Raw genomic sequence first — 19,465 nt, forward strand, 5'->3', positions numbered from 1 at the left:
GTTATTTTTTAGGTTCCTTGTATGGAAAAAGTTTTACCAAACCTTCATACAGACTCCTGTGAAGAATGGTTGCATGATTGTCTGTTTCCATCATTTTATATTCCACAGTCCAGTTCTTTTTACCGGCCTGTTTCAATACGTCATAAAGAGATCCTGTGTCTTTTACCATCACAGGATGTTCATCTTTTCCTACAGAAACGTAAATAAATTTCTTCGTATCCGGGCTTTTGGAAAGCCACTGCGGCGCCTGTTTCAATAAGCTCTGATCATCCCACCACAAACTTGGGCTGATGATAAAATAGTTATTGAACATTTCCGGCTTTTTGAAAAGAATTTCTGTAGCCAAAAGCCCACCCAGTGACTGTCCGAATACGTATTTCTCTGTTGTTTTATACTGGCTTCCTATGTAAGGGAGTAATTCTTTATCCAGAAATTCTATAAATTTATCTGAATGTCCTGTCGTAGGATAATCCTTCTGTAAATCTTTCAGATCGGTATGAAAGGTAAAATCTCTTTTTCTGTCGATATTGGCGACTCCTACCACAATGGTTTCAGGCATCGCATACATTTGATTAAAGAACTGTACTAATCCCGACACATGGATAAAATCTTCAGTCATTGAACCATCCAGCAGATAGATCACCGGGTATGATTTTGTTTTATCAAAACCTTGCGGCAAATAAATATTTAAAGTTCTGTCTTCATTTAAGATCTTAGATTTAAATGTTCTGACCTCTCCGATAGTCAATGGTTTTACTTTTTCATTCTGGGCTAAAACCATGAACTGAAAAGCAAACAACATACTACAGGCAATGAGCATCTTTTTGATCATATTCTTTTTCATTATATCATAAAACCTTATACGTTTTGAATAAGGTTTAAAAGTTTATTTTAAATCCGCCCAGATACTGTAATCCACAGTTTTGGTAGCGGTCTGTTCTACATATTCTGAGAACGGTTCACATGGAAGAATAGCTTCTTTTCCTTCTCTTGCCAGTTGTTGGTAAAGCTTGGTTCCTTCTGTTTTCCAGTGAATCATTTCATCCGAAACGTCACGGATAATTTTCGCAGGACTTCCTACGATCAGTTTTCTTGGTCCACAGGTGAAATTAGCAGGAACAAAAGCCAATGCTCCAATGATGCATTCATCACCGATAACAGCTTTATCCATCACGACGGAATTCATTCCTACCAGGCAGTTTTTACCGATATGTCCGGAATGGATGATTGCTCCATGCCCGATATGTGCTGATTCTTCAAGAATGGTTTCAATATTCGGGAACACATGCAGGGTGCAGTTTTCCTGGACATTGGCTCCGTCTTTAATGATAATTTTCCCCCAGTCGCCGCGGATCACGGCATTGGGTCCGATATATACTTCTTCACCGATTTCCACATTCCCGATGATCACCGCCTGCGGATGAATATAGGCAGAGGGCTTGATGATGGGACGGATACCGTGGTATGAGTAGATGTTCATAAAATTTTTGTTAAAAATTTAATTTAACAATGTATCAATCTAACAGTTTACCAATCTAAAAACTCTGAGGTTACATTGATAATGTTACACTGATACATTATTAGACTGTTACATTTAAAAATTTAATTTAACAATGTATCAATCTAACAGTTTACCAATCTAAAAACTCTGAGGTTACATTGATAATGTTAAACTAATACATTTTAGACTGTTACATTTAAAAATTTAATTTAACAATGTATCAATCTAACAGTTTACCAATTGAAATGCTTCGACAGACTCAGCATAGGAGGAATTGTTACATTGATACATTTTTATATTGTTACATTATTGAAAAAATTATACTTTTTCAATCACCATTGCATACCCCTGTCCTACACCGATACAAAGGGTACATAATGCATATCTCTTATCTTGTTTCTTCAGTTCAATAGCAGCAGAACCAATGATTCTTGCTCCTGACACTCCCAGCGGATGGCCGATGGCAATAGCTCCTCCGTTTGGATTTACTCTTGAATCATCATCTTTCAAACCTAAGCTTCTGGTCACAGCTAATGCCTGTGCTGCAAATGCTTCGTTCAGTTCAATGATGTCCATATCTTCCAGAGAAAGGTTTAATCTTTTTAATAATTTCTGGGTCGCTTCTACAGGTCCGATTCCCATAATTCTAGGCTCCACACCAGCTACAGCAGATCCTAAGATCTTAGCTTTCGGTTTTAAACCATATTTTTTTACCGCTTCTTCACTTGCCAAAATAAGCGCTGCTGCTCCATCATTCATTCCTGAAGCATTTCCTGCCGTTACGGTTCCTTCTTTTCTGAAAGCCGGACGGAGTTTTCCTAAACCTTCCATTGAAGATGTAGGCTTGATGAATTCATCCTGATCAAAAATTTTAGGTTCACCTTTTTTCTGAGGGATTTCAACTTTTACAATTTCTTCCGCCAGTCTCCCGCTTTGTTGGGCTTTTGTTGCTTTCTGCTGAGACCAAAGGGCAAATTTATCCTGATCTTCTCTGCTGACATTGTGCATATCGGCTAAGTTTTCAGCGGTTTCTCCCATTCCATCAACTCCGTACATCTCTTTCATTTTCGGGTTAACAAAACGCCATCCGAAAGTCGTATCAAACATCTGGCTGTCTCTTCCGAAAGCAGCACCCGGCTTAGACATTACGTAAGGAGAACGCGTCATCTGTTCTACTCCACCAGCAATATAAATTTCACCCTCTCCGGAAGCAATGGAACGGAAAGCATTAGCCACCGCTGACATTCCTGAAGCGCAAAGCCTGTTTACCGTTTCTCCACCGATTTTGTAAGGTAGCCCGGCCAATAAAAGAGCCATTCTCGCTACGTTACGGTTATCTTCTCCCGCCTGATTAGCACATCCGAAAATAACATCCTCAATTTCCTCAGCAGGAACTTCAGGATTTCTGGCCATAACTTCTTTAATAACCACTGCCGCCAAATCATCAGCTCTTACTTCTGATAATCCGCCCTGCAGTTTTGAAATGGGTGTTCTGACGTAGTCTATGATGTATACGTTGTTCATTTTTATTAATTTAACAATGTATCAGTTTAACAATGTAACAATTGGATTGGTAGATTGGTACATTTTCAAATTGGGACATTTTGTTTATAGTTCTGTTACTTTTTTTCCGATTTTATAGACGGTTCCGACGAATTTTGCGATCAGTTCACTGTTTTGATTGGTGATCTTTATGTCGTAAACGGCTGTTTTTCTGGTATCATTCACCAGAATACTTTCTGCTCTGAAAACATCCCCTTCTTTACCGGCTTTGGTAAAATTGATGATACAGTTCAGCGCAACGGCTGCATCGCCGCAATTGTTGGACGAAAATGCCAATGCAGAATCTGCAAAAGCAAACGTAACGCCTCCGTGAACCGTTTTCAGCCCATTAATCATTTCTTTTTTGATGGGCATTTCTATTAAACAATAGTTTTCTTTGACTTCGATCATTTTGATATTCATCCACTGGGAAAAATAATCCTGACCGAACATATAATCTGCAACTTGTCTCGGCGTCATTTCTTTTAATTTAACAGTGTATCAATGTAACAGTTTACCAGTAGAAATTCCTCAGTAATCCTAGAATGATCAGTGGATTGTTACATTGTTAGATTTATTATATTTTGCGAAGCAAAGGGCTTTGTCTGTATCTTTCTTCCTGATATTCTCCGTAAAGGTTCTGCAGGGTTTCTGAAATTTTTGAATAACCAATTTCTTTTCCCCATGCCAGTAATCCTTTTGGATAGTTGACTCCTTTCTGCATGGCCAGCTCGATATCTTCATCATTCGCAATTCCTAATCTTTTGGCTTCCACAGCTTCGTTGATCAACATTGAAATGATCCTTAAGAAGATCTGCTGATATAATGCATCGTCTTTTTGAGCAACCGCTTTTTCTGCGCCTTCTGCATAATCATAGAAACCTTTTCCTGTTTTTCTGCCGTGAAGCTTGGCCTCAGCCATTCTTTGCTGAAGCAGAGAAGGTTTGTATTTCGGATCGTAGAAATAGTCTTTGTAAACGGTTGTGGTTACGGCAAAATTGACGTCAACACCGATTAAATCCATCAGTTCAAAAGGTCCCATTTTAAAGTTCCCCAGTGTTCTCATCGCTTCGTCTACCTGTTCAGGCGTTGCCATATTTTCTTCAACAATCCTTAATCCTTCGCCATAGTAAGGACGGGCAATTCTGTTGACGATAAATCCGGGAATATCTTTAGCAATCACAGGAGTTTTCCCCAAATCTTTCATGAGGTTATAGATTTTTTCCGGTAATGATTTTTCTGTTAATAAAGAAGGAATCACCTCAACCAAAGGCATCAGTGGCGCCGGATTGAAAAAGTGAATTCCGATGAAACGTTCTGGTTTCTTTAATTCTGCACCAAGAGAGGTGATAGAAATGGATGAGGTATTGGAACCAATGATACAGTCGTCGGAAACATAGGTTTCAAGTTCTGTAAATACTTTGGTTTTTATGTCTTTGTTTTCGATGATAGCTTCTATGACAAGATCTGAGTCTTTCAGATCCTGTAAAGCTTCACCTTTAACGATATTTGTTCTGATTTCTGTGGCTTTTTCCTGAGAAATTTTAGCTTTATCCACTAATTTCTGAAGTGTTTTCTCTAAGCCTGATAATGCTTTATCAATCTGCGGAGCATTTGCATCGAATAAAACGACTTTGCATCCCGCTGTTGCAGCCACTTGAGCAATTCCTACACCCATGGTTCCTGCCCCAATAATTCCGATATTGTTCATGTTCTGTATTATGTAAAATGTACAATGTAAAAAGTATAACAACGACAACGTACCTTGTACATTGTACTTTTTACATTGTACAAAATCTTTTATTTTCCTTTATACTCAGGTTTTCTTTTCTGTAAAAAGGCATTCACACCTTCGATGAAGTCTTCTGTTTCTGCAGCTTCCTGTTGTAAATCGCCTTCCAGCTCCAATTGTTCTTTTAATGTGTTGGTATAAGACTGAGCAAAGGCTTTCTTGGTTAATTTAAGAGCAGCAGTCGGCATATTTGACATTTTTTCAAGAATCTCCATAGATTTCGGAGCAAATTCTTCTTCAGTGAATACTTCAGCCACTAAACCGTAAGATTTAGATTCTTCCGCTGACAATCTTTTCCCTGTAAATGCTAAATAATTAGCTAACTGTCTTCCCAATAATTTTGGAAGGAAATAAGTTCCACCTGTATCAGGAATCAATCCGATATTTGAAAATGCCTGAGCAAAATAAGATTTATCTACTGCCAAAACAAAGTCACAGATCAATGCCAACATTGCACCTGCACCTACTGCAGGACCGTTTACCAATGCCACAACAGGTTTTTTACAACGCGTGATTTCTGTTACCAGAGGATTGTAGTAATCCACTACGATTTTTCTGATGATATCGTTATCATGGTGTTCGTTACCCTGTACGAAAGCATCATCCAGATTCTGACCGGAACAGAAAGCTCTTCCTCTTCCCGAAATCGCCACACATCTTACGGTAGGGTCTTCACTACATTCTTTAACAAAATCTTTCAGATCTGATAAAGATGGCTTGGTAAGCGCGTTCATTGTTTCCGGCTGATTGAGGTAAGCAATTTTCAGTTTTCCGTCAAAATGCGTTTCAATATCAAGTTGTGTATACATGGTTTTAAATTTAAAATTAAATGATTAAAGAATTAAAAAATTACACTGCTCTAATTTAACAATATAAAATAATGTGGCAATCTCTTTAATATAACAATATAGCAGTTTAACAATGTAGCAATCAATAGTTCTGCATAATATAAAACAATCTAAAAATCTAGCAATGTAGCAGTTTAACAATTATTCTAACACTGTTAAACTGCTACATTATATCATTCAAATAATTAAATAATTACGTTATTATAAAAATTCTCGTGATAAATTGTTTGGCCAGGTACGTCTGTATCATTAATAGCACCTATTGATGCATTATAAATCAAATTATCTTTAACAAATACTTTCTTAGTTCTTATATAAAGTCCTGTCCCAACATTTTCGATAACATTACCTGTTACCGTGATAACATTGTCTAAAGAGTCCCCTGTATTAGCAATAATACCATATCCGTAATTATTGTTTGTAATAAAATTATTATTAATCAAAATTCTTCCCATGAAAGAATGCTGCCCATTTTTTCCATCTATCTGAACCCCTACAATCCCTTTAAAATCTGGGTTTGAATGTCCACTAAAATTGTTATCATTGATATATATTTTAGCCATTTTACGAGGTTCCATTTCTACTCCATTAATAACTTTACGTCCCTGAATATATATTCCGATAGCCGTAAGGTTAAAAGCTTGATTATTACTAATTGAAACAGTGTCCATATCTCCGTGAAGAGTTATACAGCTTTTCAAATTATAGAATTTATTATTTGAAATTTCAATATTTTCTGTATTACAGAATGATGACAATCCTTGAAGAATTATTCCATAACTTGTCTCTCCTGATGATTCTAAAATATTGTTACTAATGATAACATTCCTAAACTCTGTCTGGTTAAATTCTACCGCGCCTCTGGAAGATGCGTTGATCATTCCGCCATCATCTGAAATTAGCTGATGAATAATATTATCAGTAATAATCCCATTCTTTCTAATCCCGTCAAACCTAATCGCTCCCCAAGTCGTATTTCGGAATGTATTGTTAGAAATAACAAAGTTGTTAACATTGTCATAAAAATCTATCGCATATAATCTATGATGTCCTGTATTATCTCTTCCACAATACTCAAAATAGTTGTTATTAATCAGTACAGATCCAAATAACCCCAGATCAAATCCAAAAATACCACATGGTGCTTTAGACGAGTCATGATTTTCGGCATTTTTGAAACTGTTATTTTCTACAACTACATTAGCATTGTGAGATTGTGAAATAACTAAATGCTCCATCACATAAATCTGATTTTGGAGCCCACTTTCAAAAAGATTATTATTCACTATTATATGTCCTTCATGACACGAATAGATTCTTATAGCACGATTATATAAATCAAAAAAACTACAATTTGTAATTTCTATATTGCTTGAGTCAGTAAAAAATACTCCCCCATTAAACTCTTTTTGAACAGCATCATCAGCTGAATTATAAGCCAGTAAATTTCTTTTGTTTAAATCAAACTTTAGGCCCTCTATAATAATGTTTTGGCAAGTTGTAAAGCTGAAATAAAAACTTTCAAACCTTTCATTAGTATTTGATTTAATTACTGTATGTTGCTTATCTCCCAAAAGTTTAAAACAGGAAATATTTACAAAACTTAATTGTTCATTAAGAATATATTCTTTCGCATCAAATCTTAAAGTTGCTCCCAAATATCCCGCGGTATTAATCGCTTTAGTTAGCATGACTTTATCTCCGGTCCCATTTGTTAAATCAGTGGGATAAGTACATCTGTACCATTCTACATTAATGGTATTCTCTGTATAAATGGCTTTATAATATTTTCCGTTTTCTTGTCTCAGAACAACACCATCTAGTAAACTGGTACTAATAGGGTCTATTTCCTGATAACGGATAACTTCTCCGGTATTGTGAAATGTTTTAATAATAGTAGATTCCTGGCACGTTGATGGAAATTTCTGACTGTTGCAATTTGTCATAATAAATGTTTTGTGTTGATTATTGTAAATAAGATCATTAATAAATGATACTGAAGCAAAACTAAGGGCTGCTAACGACAAAACTCGTCGTATCATTTTTTATCTACATCATCAAGTCATTTATTTTGAAAATAATTTCTTACTATTAATGACATTTAAAATAATCAAACGGCTCCAGACAGTCTAAGCACTGATAAGAGGCTTTACACAAGGTAGATCCGAATCTGCTGATCTGTTTTGAATTCATAGAACCGCAACGCGGACATTTTTTCGGTTTTCCGATGTGATGTTCGTCTGCTCCTTTTTCGGGAGGTGTGATTCCGTAAATACGAAGTTTTTCTCTCGCTTCATCCGTTAACCAGTCCGTTGTCCAGATCGGAAACATTTTGGTTACCACTTTCGCATCCCAGCCGTTTTCCTTCATGATCTTCGTGATATCTTCCTCAATGGTGAACATGGCGGGACAGGCAGAATAAGTAGGCGTAATGGTTACTTCACAGGTATTTTCACCGGTAACTTTTGCCTCTCTTACAATACCTAATTCCACAACATTGATCACCGGAATTTCGGGATCGGGAACCTGGGATAATATATTTAATAAATTTTTCAAAATTTTAATCTAACAATTTAGCAGTGCATCAATGTAACAATTACTACCACGTACAGCCCGGGTAAGCTCTCTGCATATACTGAAGTTCGCAAAGGATAAATCCGAAATATTCTGTATGATAACCTGTTCTTGATTTAGGCTGCATAAATGGATTTGCCGGATATTCCAAACGATATTCTGCAAAATCTTTTTGGGTGATCGCTAAGAATTCTTTGTATAATTCATCTCCATTCGGAGCGATATTTAAAGCAATTAAATCATCCTCCCCTTCCACTTTCGCGAATAAACCTTTTGAATATTCCCAGATATTGTCAAGAGCTTTTACCAAACGCTCACGGCTTTCTTCTGTTCCCTGAGCGAAAATTTTCATCCAGGAAGAAGCGTGGGTGTAGTGATATCTTACTTCTTTTAAAGACTTCTGAGCCAATGCAGAAAGTTCTTCATCTGCAGAATTCGATAATGCCTCATACATCAGTTTTTGATATACAGAGAACACATATACTTTAAGAATAGTCTGTGCGTAATCTTCATTAGGAAGTTCTACCCAATGTGCGTTGACATACTCGTGCTCATATCTTAAGAAGGCTAAATCGTCTTCACTTTTACCGTTATCCGCAACTCTTGATGCATACACATAAAAGTTATTGGCCTGGCCAAGTTCGTCCAATGCAATGTTTGTCAATGCGATATCTTCCTCTAAATAAGGACCTTCACCACACCATGCAGACAGTCTTTGTCCCATGATGAAGCTGTCATCAGCAAACTTTAATAAATAATTATATAATGGATTCATTGTTTTATTTTTTTTGTAAAACGTAAAATGTCGGTTGTACTTTGTACTTTTTACAGCCTACCTTTTACAGAAAATTACATATTTTTTACATCATTAGGAATATCATAGAATGTCGGGTGACGGTATAGTTTGTCATCTGCCGGATCAAAGAAAGCTTCTTTGTCTACTCCTTCTGAGGTCACGATATATTTACTTGGTACTACCCAAACGGAAGTTCCTTCTTTTCTTCTGGTGTAAACGTCTCTTGCGTTCTGCAAAGCCATTTCTGCTGTAGGAGCCTGTACTATTCCTGCGTGTTTGTGAGATAATCCCGGTTTAGTCTGAATAAACACTTCCCACATATCTAAATTTGCCATAGTCAAATTCTAAATTTAACAATGTATCAGTGTAACAGTTTACCAATCAGAGATTCTTCGCTTTGCTCAGAGTGACCAATTGATTGTTACATTTTTACATTGGTATATTGTTACATTATTATATTACTTCTTTTTGTTGTTTCTCTGCAAAAGCTATTGCTGCTTCTTTTACCCAAAGGTTTTCCTGCTGCGCTTTTACTTTGGTTTGTAATCTTTTCTTATTACAAGGTCCGTTTCCTTTTAAGATTTCCATGAATTCATCCCAAGGAAGTTCACCGAAATCGTAGTGCTGTCTTTCTTCGTTCCATTTCAGATCTTTATCCGGAACGGTTAATCCCAAAAATTCAGCCTGAGAAACGGTAACGTCGATAAATCTCTGACGAAGACTGTCGTTACTTTCTCTTTTTACTCTGTAATTCATTGAGATTTTAGAGTTAGGCGAGCTGTCATCATTCGGACCAAACATCATTAAAGCTGGCCACCAGAAACGGTTTAACGAAGCCTGAGCCATTTCTTTCTGCTGTTTCGTTCCACGGCAAAGTGCCATCAGAATTTCGTAGCCCTGTCTTTGGTGGAAAGATTCTTCTTTACAGATTTTCACCATCGCTCTCGAATAAGGACCGTAAGAATTCCCCATCAGCATGACCTGATTCATAATGGCTGCACCATCTACCAACCAACCGATTGCACCGATATCTGCCCAGCTCAATGTAGGATAGTTGAAAATACTTGAGTATTTCGCTTTCCCTTCCAACATATCGTCATAAGTGGCGTCTCTGTCCGCTCTGATGGTTCCGTTTCCTAAAGTTTCGGTTGCAGAATACAGATATAAACCGTGTCCCGCTTCATCCTGAACTTTAGCTAAAAGGGCCATTTTTCTTCTCAGTGAAGGCGCTCTTGAAACCCAGTTGGCTTCCGGCAGCATTCCGACAATCTCAGAATGCGCGTGCTGTGAAATCTGACGAACCAATAGTTTTCTGTAATCATCGGGCATTACATCTTTTGGCTCTACTTTATTCTCGTCGTGAACGTATTGAACAAATTTTTCTAAATCCATAATTTTCAATTTAGCAATGTATCAGTTTAACAATGTACCAATGATTGTTACACTGGTAAATTATTAGATTGTTACATTAATTTTTACACATCATAATTAAGCATCACCACATTCGTTGTCGGGTGACATTGACACGTCAGAACATAGCCTCTGGCTACTTCATCTTCGGTAAGCGCGAAATTTTTCTCCATGAAAACTTCCCCTTCCAAAACCTGCGCTTTACACGTACAGCAAACTCCTCCTTTACATGCGAAAGGTACCGGAAGATTGTCTTTTAATGCTTTATCTAAGATACTCTCTTTTTTAGAATTCAGGTGGAAAGAATATTCATCATCATCAATGATCACCGTTACCATACTTTCCAAATTGGCAATGGCTTTAAATTCATCACTCATCTCCTCAGAATTCTCTTCGTCAGGAGCCGTGAAATATTCAAATAGAACCTGAATGGCAGGTACTTTTTTATCTTTCTTTAAATAATCTGCGATCCCTTTAATCATTTCTGCCGGACCACAGATAAAATATGTTGCTTCCTTTACATCAATGTCTGCATATCTTTCAAACAGCTGTTCCAGTTTTTCAGCAGAAATTCTTCCTTCGAATACCGGATCTTCATGTTTTTCACGGCTTACCAGATAAATGACTTTCAGTCTTCCGTTGAAGTGTTCCACCAATTTATCAATCTCAGCTCTTTTCATCACATGATTCATGCTTCTGTTGCTGTAGAAAAGATAAGCGCAGCTGCTCGGTTCCTGGTAAAGACTTTCCTTAATATTCGATAAAACCGGGCTGATCCCGCTTCCCGCCGCCAAACCTACATAGGTTTTCACATTGGTAGGGTGATACGAAGTATTGAAACCACCCATCGGAGGCATTACTTCCAGCACCTCATCCATATGAAGATGCTCATTGAAATATCCTGAAACCTTTCCACCATCCAAAAGCTTTACCAGCACTTCCAGTGTATTGCTTTTTTCGCTCGGGGCGTTGCAGATAGAATAAGAACGTCTTTCTTCGTTCCCGTTGATCATCATACGGAAATTAAGATACTGTCCCTGCTTGAATCTGAATTTATCCTTCAGCTCCTCAGGAACTTCTACTGCTACGTTCACCGCATCAGGAGTATCTTTCTGAACCCTTACCGTTTTAAGTTTATAAAATGAATTCATTATTTTTTAAGTATTCTATTAATTTTTCCGCCTTCGCACTTCGGCAGGCTGTCCTGGGCGTGAATTTTTACTTTCGTGGTAATTCCTACCCTCTTTTTTATTTCGTTTTCTATGTTTTTTCCAAAGTTGCCGACAAAATTAAAATAATCATCGGTATCAGCATCTATTTTTTCAGCTTTCACCAGTTCATCATCAATTTCTACGTCGATATCCAATGCTACACACATCTGCTCTTTTTCAACCGGTGTAAGATAATAGTTCGGAACCACTCCTTTTACATGTGAAAATGCTTCTTCAATCTGACTTGGATATACATTAACCCCTCTTACGATCAGCATATCATCTGCTCTTCCTTTGATGGGTCTCATTTTCACCATCGTTCTCTTCGCATTCTCATCATAGTAAAGACTTGTGATATCATTCGTCCAGTAACGTAAAAGTGGCATTGCTTTTTTCGTTAAAGTCGTAATCACCAAAACGCCTTCTTCTCCGAACGGAACCGGCTGTTTCGTCACAGGATCCAATATTTCAGGATAGAAATGATCTTCCCAGATGTAAGAACCTCCTTTCTCTTCAAAATCCTCCATGGATACTCCGGGACCAATGATCTCGCTTAATCCATAGATATTGGTGGCATGAAGACCCAGTCTTTCTTCGATGTGGCTTCTGATAATTTCCGTCCATGGCTCTGAACCTAAAACGGCATATTTCAGACTGATCTCATCTGCAGAAACACCTCTTTTCGTAAACTCATCCGCAATCGTTAACGCATAAGAAGGCGAACAGCAGATCACTTCAGGTTTAAAATCTAAAATCAGATCAACCTGTCTGGCGGTCATTCCCCCTGAAATCGGAAGAACACTCATTCCTAATTTTTCAGCTCCGTAATGAAGGCCTAATCCTCCGGTAAAAATTCCGTATCCGTAGGCATTGTGCAACTGCATTCCCGGTCTTGCTCCCGCTGCATATAATGATCTGGCTACAACTTCACTGAAAAGATCCACATCTTCTTTTGTGTAGCCTACTACTGTAGGTTTTCCTGTCGTTCCACTTGAACAGTGAATTCTCTGCAGCTCATTTTTCGGAACGGTAAAAAGTCCGAAAGGGTAATGATCCCTCAGATCCTGTTTGTAAGTAATCGGAAGTTTCGTGATATCTTCAATGGTCCTTATGTCCTGTGGAGATATTCCTGATTCATTAAATTTTCCTCTATAAAATTCTGATCTCTCCTCAAGATAGCCGACCAAATCTGTCAACCGCTCAGACTGAAGCCGTCTCAACTGGTCGAGTTTTAAATATTCAACTGCAAAATCCATATCCTACTAACTAACATTTGTTAGGTGTAAATTTAAAAAGATTTTCAATGCTGACCAAATTTTTATGATTTTCGTCATATTTTGAATGATTCTAAATAACTGATTAAGGAAAGAATGAGTTGTTTCGCCTGTGAATAGGACCAAATATTTGGATTATATGAGAAGCCTGTGATTGGAAATATCAAGATTTTTTTTAGCAATTATACTTTAATTCATCATTCATACTTAAAAGAAAGCAACTATCCCGCCCTTCCTGAATATCCTTGATAAGGTTTAAAACCTTGCCAAGGATAAAAAAACTGTGCGCTATCCAACACTAAAACATTCAGCTTAAAATTAAACTGAAGCATCTAAAAACTTTTGTTCCTTTTGTGGTAAAAAATTATTGCTTTTGATTTCCTAGTAGGCCATACAAGAGCTTGGCTCTTATTTCATCAGTAATTTCAGAGGTAGATTCCGTATTCCTTTTGAACCAGAAATACGAATTATTAAGAGTGTGAAGAATAAATCTTGTTGTAAAGGTAGGTGATTTCAGTTCCCATTTCTCAGCTTCGTAGATCTCAGAAATTAGCTGTTCTACCTCATTCTGATAGTTCTTCCTCAGTTCTATGAATTCGGGAAGTCTTTCTTCAAGATGCCTCCATTCATTGGAGTAAATATGGGTTACATCCCGGTTTTGGAGAACAACCGATAAATGTTTATCTAAAAATAAATTGAGTTTTTCTTTTGGAGCAATGTCCGTGTTTTTTACTTCCTGAAGTTCATCAAAAAATTCCTGTGCAATACCAAAGCATATCCATTCCAGAATTTCTTCCTTTGAACGGATGTGGGCATACAGCGACGCAGCTTTGATATTAAGCTTTGTGGCCAGATCTCTTACCGAGCTGCCCATATAACCCTTTTCCTTGAAAAGTTCTACGGCTACGTCTAAAATTTTCCTTTGTTTTTCTTTAAGTTCCATCTGTAAAATGCAAAAGTAATTATTCTGAGGTTAAAAAAATTAATTTAACACTATGATTTTAAACACTGAAGCGGGAGTTTTGCTCAACTACCCCGTCAAATCTTTGATTTACCATCCCTTCGGAGGAGGGGAATTTCAGGTTAATTTTATATAAAGTAGCCGTTAAATGCTGAAGTTTCCACTTCTTTCCAATTTATGTTTTTCAGGAAACTGACGGTTTTTCCATTATTTCAAAGCAAATATCAGGGAATCGGAAATTTTGTCAAGTTAATTTATCGTTAAAAATAAACAATCCGGAAATTTTGTCCATCTTTTTTGTAAATTTAATAATTGAACAGTTTTTGCGGTAAGGTAATCGATTAAATGATTAAATAACTGATGGCATTAAGAAACCGGGCCTCAAAATTCAGTTTCTTGATGTCTTTTTAAAGCACAACCAACAACAAATTATTACAAAAAACATAAAAAATATGAACTTAAACCAATATACTGTAAAATCACAGGAAGCCATCCAGGCGGCACAGCAAACTGCTCTGGAATTTGGCAATCAGAGTATAGAACCACAACATATACTTGAAGGGATCTTTCAGGTAGATGAAAATATATCGCCTTTCTTATTAAAAAAATCTGAAGCAGATGCTACATTGGTAAGAGAGCGCAACCGTGAAAATATAGAGAAACTTCCAAAAGTTCAGGGAGGGAATATTTATCTTTCCCAGTCAGCGAACAAAGTATTGCTGGATGCCCCGAACATTGCCAAGAAAATGGGCGACGAATATGTAACGATTGAGCATTTATGGCTTACGTTACTGGAAACCGGTTCTGAAGTATCTAAAATGCTTAAGGATATGGGTGTGACCAAAAGTCTTTTGGAAGGCGCTATTAAAGAATTAAGAAAAGGAAGCAAAGCTACTTCTGCGAGTTCGGAAGAAACCTATCAGTCCTTAAATAAATATGCTAAAAACTTCAATGAATTAGCAGCGGAAGGAAAATTAGATCCGGTGATCGGTCGTGATGAAGAAATCAGAAGAGTGCTTCAGATCCTTTCGAGAAGAACAAAAAACAACCCTATCCTTATCGGGGAACCGGGTGTAGGTAAAACGGCGATTGCTGAAGGTATTGCCCATCGTATTATTTCGGGAGACATTCCTGAAAACCTTATGGACAAAACGCTTTACTCTCTGGATATGGGTGCGTTGATTGCCGGAGCTAAATATAAAGGTGAATTTGAAGAGCGTTTGAAATCTGTGGTGAATGAAGTGATCAAGTCTGAAGGACAGATTATTCTTTTCATCGACGAGATTCACACGCTGGTTGGAGCCGGAGGCGGTGAAGGCGCAATGGATGCCGCCAATATCCTGAAACCTGCTTTGGCAAGAGGAGAATTAAGAGCAATTGGTGCTACGACTTTAAATGAATACCAAAAGTATTTCGAGAAAGATAAAGCATTGGAAAGACGTTTCCAGAAAGTGATGGTGGAAGAACCGGATACAGAGTCTGCGATTTCTATCCTTCGTGGAATTAAAGATAAATATGAGGCTCACCATAAAGTAAGGATCAAAGATGAAGCGATCATTGCGGCAGTAGAAATGTCTCAGAGATATATTTCAGACCGATTTTTACCGGATAAAGCGATTGACCTTATTGACGAAGCTTCAGCGAAGTTGAGAATGGAGATCAATTCAAAACCGGAAGAACTGGATGTACTGGACAGAAAACTGATGCAGCTGGAAATTGAGCTGGCCGCTATTTCAAGAGAAGGCAACCAGACCAAAATTGATCACCTGAAAGAAGATATTTCAAAAATATCTGAGGAAAGGAATGAGATCAATGCGAAGTGGCTGAAGGAAAAACAAAAATCTGAGGATTTAACACAGATCAAAAAACATATTGAATCATTAAAACTGGAAGCAGAAAAAGCCTCAAGAGCAGGTGACTATGCGAAAGTTGCAGAAATTCAGTACGGAAAAATAAAGGAAAAAGAAGATGCTTTGCAGAAACTCGAGCTGGAGATGCAGAACCATCAGAATGAATTAATTAAAGAGGAAGTAACTTCTGAAAATATCTCTGAAGTGATTGCGAAATGGACAGGAATTCCTGTCACCAAGCTTATTCAGTCCGAAAGAGAGAAGTTACTGAACCTTGAAGGCGAACTTCATCACCGTGTCGTAGGACAGGATGAAGCCATCGGAGCGGTTGCAGATGCCATCAGAAGAAACAGAGCCGGATTAAGTGATGATAAAAAACCAATCGGATCTTTCTTATTCTTAGGAACAACCGGGGTTGGTAAAACTGAACTTGCTAAAGCTCTGGCAGAATATTTATTCGATGATGAGAATAATATGACACGAATTGATATGAGTGAATACCAGGAAAGACACAGTGTTTCTAGGCTGGTAGGAGCTCCTCCGGGATATGTAGGGTATGATGAAGGCGGACAGCTGACGGAAGCGGTAAGAAGAAGACCTTATTCGGTGGTTCTTCTGGATGAAATTGAAAAGGCGCATCCGGATGTTTTCAACACTTTACTTCAGGTATTGGATGACGGACGTCTGACGGATAATAAAGGACGGGTGGTGAATTTTAAAAATTCAATCATCATTATGACGTCCAATTTAGGCTCGCACCTGATTCAGGAGAATTTTGAAAATATCACTGAGGAAAATCAGGATCAGATCGTCAGCAAAACAAAAGATGAAGTTTTTGATCTTCTGAAACAGACACTGCGTCCGGAATTCCTGAACAGAATTGATGAAGTGGTATTATTCCAGCCTTTAAACAAAAAAGAGATCGGAAAAATTGTTCAGTATCAGCTGAGAGGTTATAATGATATGCTTGGTAAACGAAACATTATCATGACGGCTACTCAGGATGCGGTAGATTATCTGATGAATAAAGGATATGATCCTTCTTTCGGAGCGAGACCACTGAAAAGAGTGATCCAGCAGGAAGTATTAAATAAATTATCCAGAGAGATTCTTGCAGGAACGGTGAATGACGGTGACAGAATCACTTTAGATTATTTCGAAGAAACAGGTTTGGTGTTCAGGCCGACAGATCAATAAGTAGTTTTTTTCATATATATTATTTTTGTAAGTAAGTGGTGCAGCCCAATCTGCATCACTTATTTTTTTATGCTAAATTTTATCAAAATACAGTGATATATTTGTATCTTTATAGAACCAAACAAATTAATAACTAAAACAAAATCAGCATGAAAAAGCTAAAAAGAAGCTCACTAAAAACCATTTTAGGAGGAAAAATTGACTGTCGATGCAACATATTTACTTACCCTGATGGCTCCACCAGCGGAACTTGCGCAACGGAACGTTGTTCACAAATCAACATTAATTGCGGACAGCTTGAATGTCGACCAGGCCTTATTGATTAACCCATAAAATCATCGTATGAAAAAGTTAAAAAGAAATGATTTAAAGAAAATCAGCGGTAGCGGTACGGCAATCATTACAGAATGCGACATTGATATGAACTGCCCGACCGGACTTTGCTGTTCGAACTGGAATATCTGCAGGGATCCCAAAAAATATCCTTGTATCTAATCACACAGGCTGGAGATTTTTTCTCCGGTTTTTTTTTGCTTTTAACATCAATTATTATTTTTCACAAAATTTAAAAGACATAGTCTATCAATTTGACATATTAATAGAATACTTAAAATATTTCAATAAAATAAATAATTTAACGAATAATTTAAACTTCAATAAAATATCATATCATCAACAAATAATGTTAAATCACTAAATAATAATCAATCAATACTTATTTTTCATACATTTGTGACACATTCAAACCACAAACCATTTATATTATGAAAAAAGCAGTACTAGGAGTATTGATTACTCTTTTCGTGTCGTGTAACAACGAATCAGAAAATATCGCTTCCGAAAACAAGACCCCGGATCAGCCTTCCATGGCGGATAAATCAGCAGCTATCTGCGGCTCGGATTTAGTGAGACAGAAATTCCTTTCAGAGAATCCAGAGGCAGCACAGCGTATGCTTCAGATCGAAAACAACACCGCAGATTATATTGAGCAAAAGAAAATGGGTAAAGTGCTTCCTGATGGCAGTGTAGAAATCCCGGTTATCTTCAATGTTCTGTACACCAATACAACAAACAATATATCTGATGCAAGAATCAATTCCCAGATCGATGTACTAAACAAAGCTTTCGCTTCAACTCACGCCAATGTATCCAATATCCCTGCTGCATTCCAGCCTGTGAATGCCGGAGATACAAAGATCAAATTCAGGCTGGCTCAGATCAACAGGAAATCTACAACTACCTCTAACTGGGCACCTAATGATAATATGAAAAAAACATCAACAGGCGGAGTTAACGCAACAGACCCCACCAAATATCTTAATATCTGGGTAGTAGATTACATGCCGTACCAAACAGGATATGTTTTAGGATATGCCACTTTCCCTGAATCTGCAGGTCTTTGGAATGACGGAGTTGTCATGATGGACGAATATGTAGGTGAAGGCGGACCGGTAGCCACTCACAACAAAGGAAGAGTAACCGTACACGAAGTAGGCCACTACCTGAACCTAAGACACATCTGGGGTGATGCGAATTGCGGAAATGACTTCGTAGATGATACTCCACAACAGATCACCAACCACAGAGGCGTTCCGACTTATCCTAAAATGGAAACATGCGGCGGTGTATCCCGTTCTACCATGTTCATGAATTATATGGATTATTCCGATGAAACTACTTTATTCATGTTTACAAAAAAGCAAAACGACAGAATGCAGGCTTCCATCTCTGCTAACGGTCCAAGAGCCGGATTGAGATTATTATAGAGACAATCATCATAACAAACATAAGGTCCTCAAATTATTTGGGGACTTTATTGTTTTATAGTCTAATTTGCAATCCGTAAAATCACGGAAAATTAAGGGGAAAAAACACATACTACTTAACATAAAAAATTACGAAATTTGCACTACTAACTAACATTCTTTTATAAAACTAACGTTATGAAAACAAAACCTACTTTAGAGGACGGAACCCTTGAAACCGTTTCTGGGACAAACACCATTGCTTCAGAGCTTGTTCAGAAGTTGATTTCCAACTACAGAGACAATCAGATGCAGGCTGTAAATAAAGAATTGGGAATTACCGACTCCCACGCTATATGGTTTGACCTTCCTAAGTTGAAAAAATTTATTGCATGTATAGAAAATGAGGCTGTAAAATCTAATCCGGAAGCTTCTGAGGCAGATCTGGGCATCAGATTCTATTATGCCGCTTATCCAAAAGCAGAAGACTGGAGCATTATGGAAAGCCATCCGGTAGAAAGAGAATATGCAGAAAGACACACTCTGGTAATGATCCCTACACTGAAAAAAGCAGATGAAAACGGGGAGATGCTTGACTACGACTTTTGCCCTTTAAATAATGGAAGATCTTTGGCTATGGCATCAAAAGGTGACGGTGATGGCGACTCTTTTCCACCTGAAACTATTGCAGAAAATCACGGAACCCTATCCCCACCACACGATACGAAAGTTGAACAGTTTCCTAATTAATAATATATTTTTCA

At 37.5% G+C, this 19,465-nt stretch carries 18 protein-coding genes; 4 read left to right on the forward strand and 14 right to left on the reverse strand.

Features of this window, described 5'->3' with window-relative positions:
* Window position 1 precedes the first annotated feature (1 nt).
* The 14 genes from IW22_RS08770 to IW22_RS08835 form a co-directional block, all read right to left on the reverse strand.
* Window positions 2-844 carry an alpha/beta hydrolase gene (locus IW22_RS08770; RefSeq protein ID WP_228384022.1) on the reverse strand — a complete coding sequence of 281 codons (843 nt, stop codon included), beginning with the start codon at window positions 842-844 and terminating at the stop codon, window positions 2-4.
* A 42-nt stretch (window positions 845-886) separates the two neighbouring features.
* Window positions 887-1,480, reverse strand: coding sequence for a transferase hexapeptide repeat family protein (locus IW22_RS08775; RefSeq protein ID WP_034725774.1), 594 nt, complete (start codon window positions 1,478-1,480; stop codon window positions 887-889).
* Window positions 1,481-1,819: 339 nt separating this feature from the next.
* Entirely contained in the window at window positions 1,820-3,025 is a 1,206-nt protein-coding gene (gene pcaF / locus IW22_RS08780; protein ID WP_034725776.1) for a 3-oxoadipyl-CoA thiolase, read from the reverse strand.
* A gap of 84 nt (window positions 3,026-3,109) precedes the next feature.
* On the reverse strand, window positions 3,110-3,523 hold the full coding sequence (locus tag IW22_RS08785; protein WP_034725778.1) for a PaaI family thioesterase: 414 nt from the start codon (window positions 3,521-3,523) through the stop codon (window positions 3,110-3,112).
* Between the two features lie 97 nt (window positions 3,524-3,620).
* The gene (locus tag IW22_RS08790) at window positions 3,621-4,754 is read right to left on the reverse strand and encodes a 3-hydroxyacyl-CoA dehydrogenase NAD-binding domain-containing protein (RefSeq protein ID WP_034725780.1); all 1,134 of its coding nucleotides are present in this window, start codon (window positions 4,752-4,754) and stop codon (window positions 3,621-3,623) included.
* A gap of 89 nt (window positions 4,755-4,843) precedes the next feature.
* A complete protein-coding gene (locus tag IW22_RS08795; protein ID WP_034725783.1) occupies window positions 4,844-5,644 on the reverse strand; it encodes an enoyl-CoA hydratase/isomerase family protein in 801 nt (266 codons plus the stop codon).
* Between the two features lie 224 nt (window positions 5,645-5,868).
* Window positions 5,869-7,725 carry a right-handed parallel beta-helix repeat-containing protein gene (locus tag IW22_RS08800; protein ID WP_034725786.1) on the reverse strand — a complete coding sequence of 619 codons (1,857 nt, stop codon included), beginning with the start codon at window positions 7,723-7,725 and terminating at the stop codon, window positions 5,869-5,871.
* Between the two features lie 49 nt (window positions 7,726-7,774).
* Window positions 7,775-8,239: a 1,2-phenylacetyl-CoA epoxidase subunit PaaD gene (paaD, locus tag IW22_RS08805; protein ID WP_081873920.1), complete on the reverse strand. Its 465-nt coding sequence runs from the start codon at window positions 8,237-8,239 to the stop codon at window positions 7,775-7,777.
* 43 nt (window positions 8,240-8,282) lie between these two features.
* Window positions 8,283-9,032: a 1,2-phenylacetyl-CoA epoxidase subunit PaaC gene (gene paaC, locus IW22_RS08810; RefSeq protein ID WP_034725792.1), complete on the reverse strand. Its 750-nt coding sequence runs from the start codon at window positions 9,030-9,032 to the stop codon at window positions 8,283-8,285.
* A gap of 74 nt (window positions 9,033-9,106) precedes the next feature.
* Window positions 9,107-9,388, reverse strand: a complete 282-nt coding sequence (gene paaB / locus IW22_RS08815) for a 1,2-phenylacetyl-CoA epoxidase subunit PaaB (protein WP_034725794.1) — start codon at window positions 9,386-9,388, stop codon at window positions 9,107-9,109.
* 118 nt (window positions 9,389-9,506) lie between these two features.
* Window positions 9,507-10,445 carry a 1,2-phenylacetyl-CoA epoxidase subunit PaaA gene (gene paaA, locus IW22_RS08820; RefSeq protein WP_034725797.1) on the reverse strand — a complete coding sequence of 313 codons (939 nt, stop codon included), beginning with the start codon at window positions 10,443-10,445 and terminating at the stop codon, window positions 9,507-9,509.
* Window positions 10,446-10,528: 83 nt separating this feature from the next.
* On the reverse strand, window positions 10,529-11,614 hold the full coding sequence (locus IW22_RS08825; protein ID WP_034725799.1) for a 2Fe-2S iron-sulfur cluster-binding protein: 1,086 nt from the start codon (window positions 11,612-11,614) through the stop codon (window positions 10,529-10,531).
* Entirely contained in the window at window positions 11,614-12,930 is a 1,317-nt protein-coding gene (locus IW22_RS08830; RefSeq protein WP_034725801.1) for a phenylacetate--CoA ligase family protein, read from the reverse strand. The genes IW22_RS08825 and IW22_RS08830 overlap by 1 nt, the downstream gene beginning before the upstream one ends.
* A gap of 382 nt (window positions 12,931-13,312) precedes the next feature.
* Complete coding sequence (locus tag IW22_RS08835) at window positions 13,313-13,891, reverse strand: TetR/AcrR family transcriptional regulator (RefSeq protein ID WP_034725803.1); 579 nt, start codon at window positions 13,889-13,891, stop codon at window positions 13,313-13,315.
* A 470-nt stretch (window positions 13,892-14,361) separates the two neighbouring features.
* On the opposite strand from IW22_RS08835, the gene clpB reads away from it, so the two are divergent.
* The 4 genes from clpB to IW22_RS08850 all read left to right on the forward strand — a co-directional run bounded on the left by clpB (window position 14,362) and on the right by IW22_RS08850 (window position 19,451).
* Complete coding sequence (clpB, locus tag IW22_RS08840; RefSeq protein ID WP_034725806.1) at window positions 14,362-16,956, forward strand: ATP-dependent chaperone ClpB; 2,595 nt, start codon at window positions 14,362-14,364, stop codon at window positions 16,954-16,956.
* 342 nt (window positions 16,957-17,298) lie between these two features.
* A complete protein-coding gene (locus IW22_RS24345; RefSeq protein WP_165571873.1) occupies window positions 17,299-17,451 on the forward strand; it encodes a hypothetical protein in 153 nt (50 codons plus the stop codon).
* Window positions 17,452-17,720: 269 nt separating this feature from the next.
* Window positions 17,721-18,722, forward strand: coding sequence for a zinc metalloprotease (locus IW22_RS08845; protein WP_034725808.1), 1,002 nt, complete (start codon window positions 17,721-17,723; stop codon window positions 18,720-18,722).
* Between the two features lie 177 nt (window positions 18,723-18,899).
* Window positions 18,900-19,451, forward strand: a complete 552-nt coding sequence (locus IW22_RS08850) for a hypothetical protein (RefSeq protein WP_034725810.1) — start codon at window positions 18,900-18,902, stop codon at window positions 19,449-19,451.
* The last annotated feature ends 14 nt before the right edge of the window (window positions 19,452-19,465 follow it).

It is taken from the genome of Chryseobacterium sp. JM1 (assembly GCF_000737715.1).
Classification (GTDB): domain Bacteria; phylum Bacteroidota; class Bacteroidia; order Flavobacteriales; family Weeksellaceae; genus Chryseobacterium.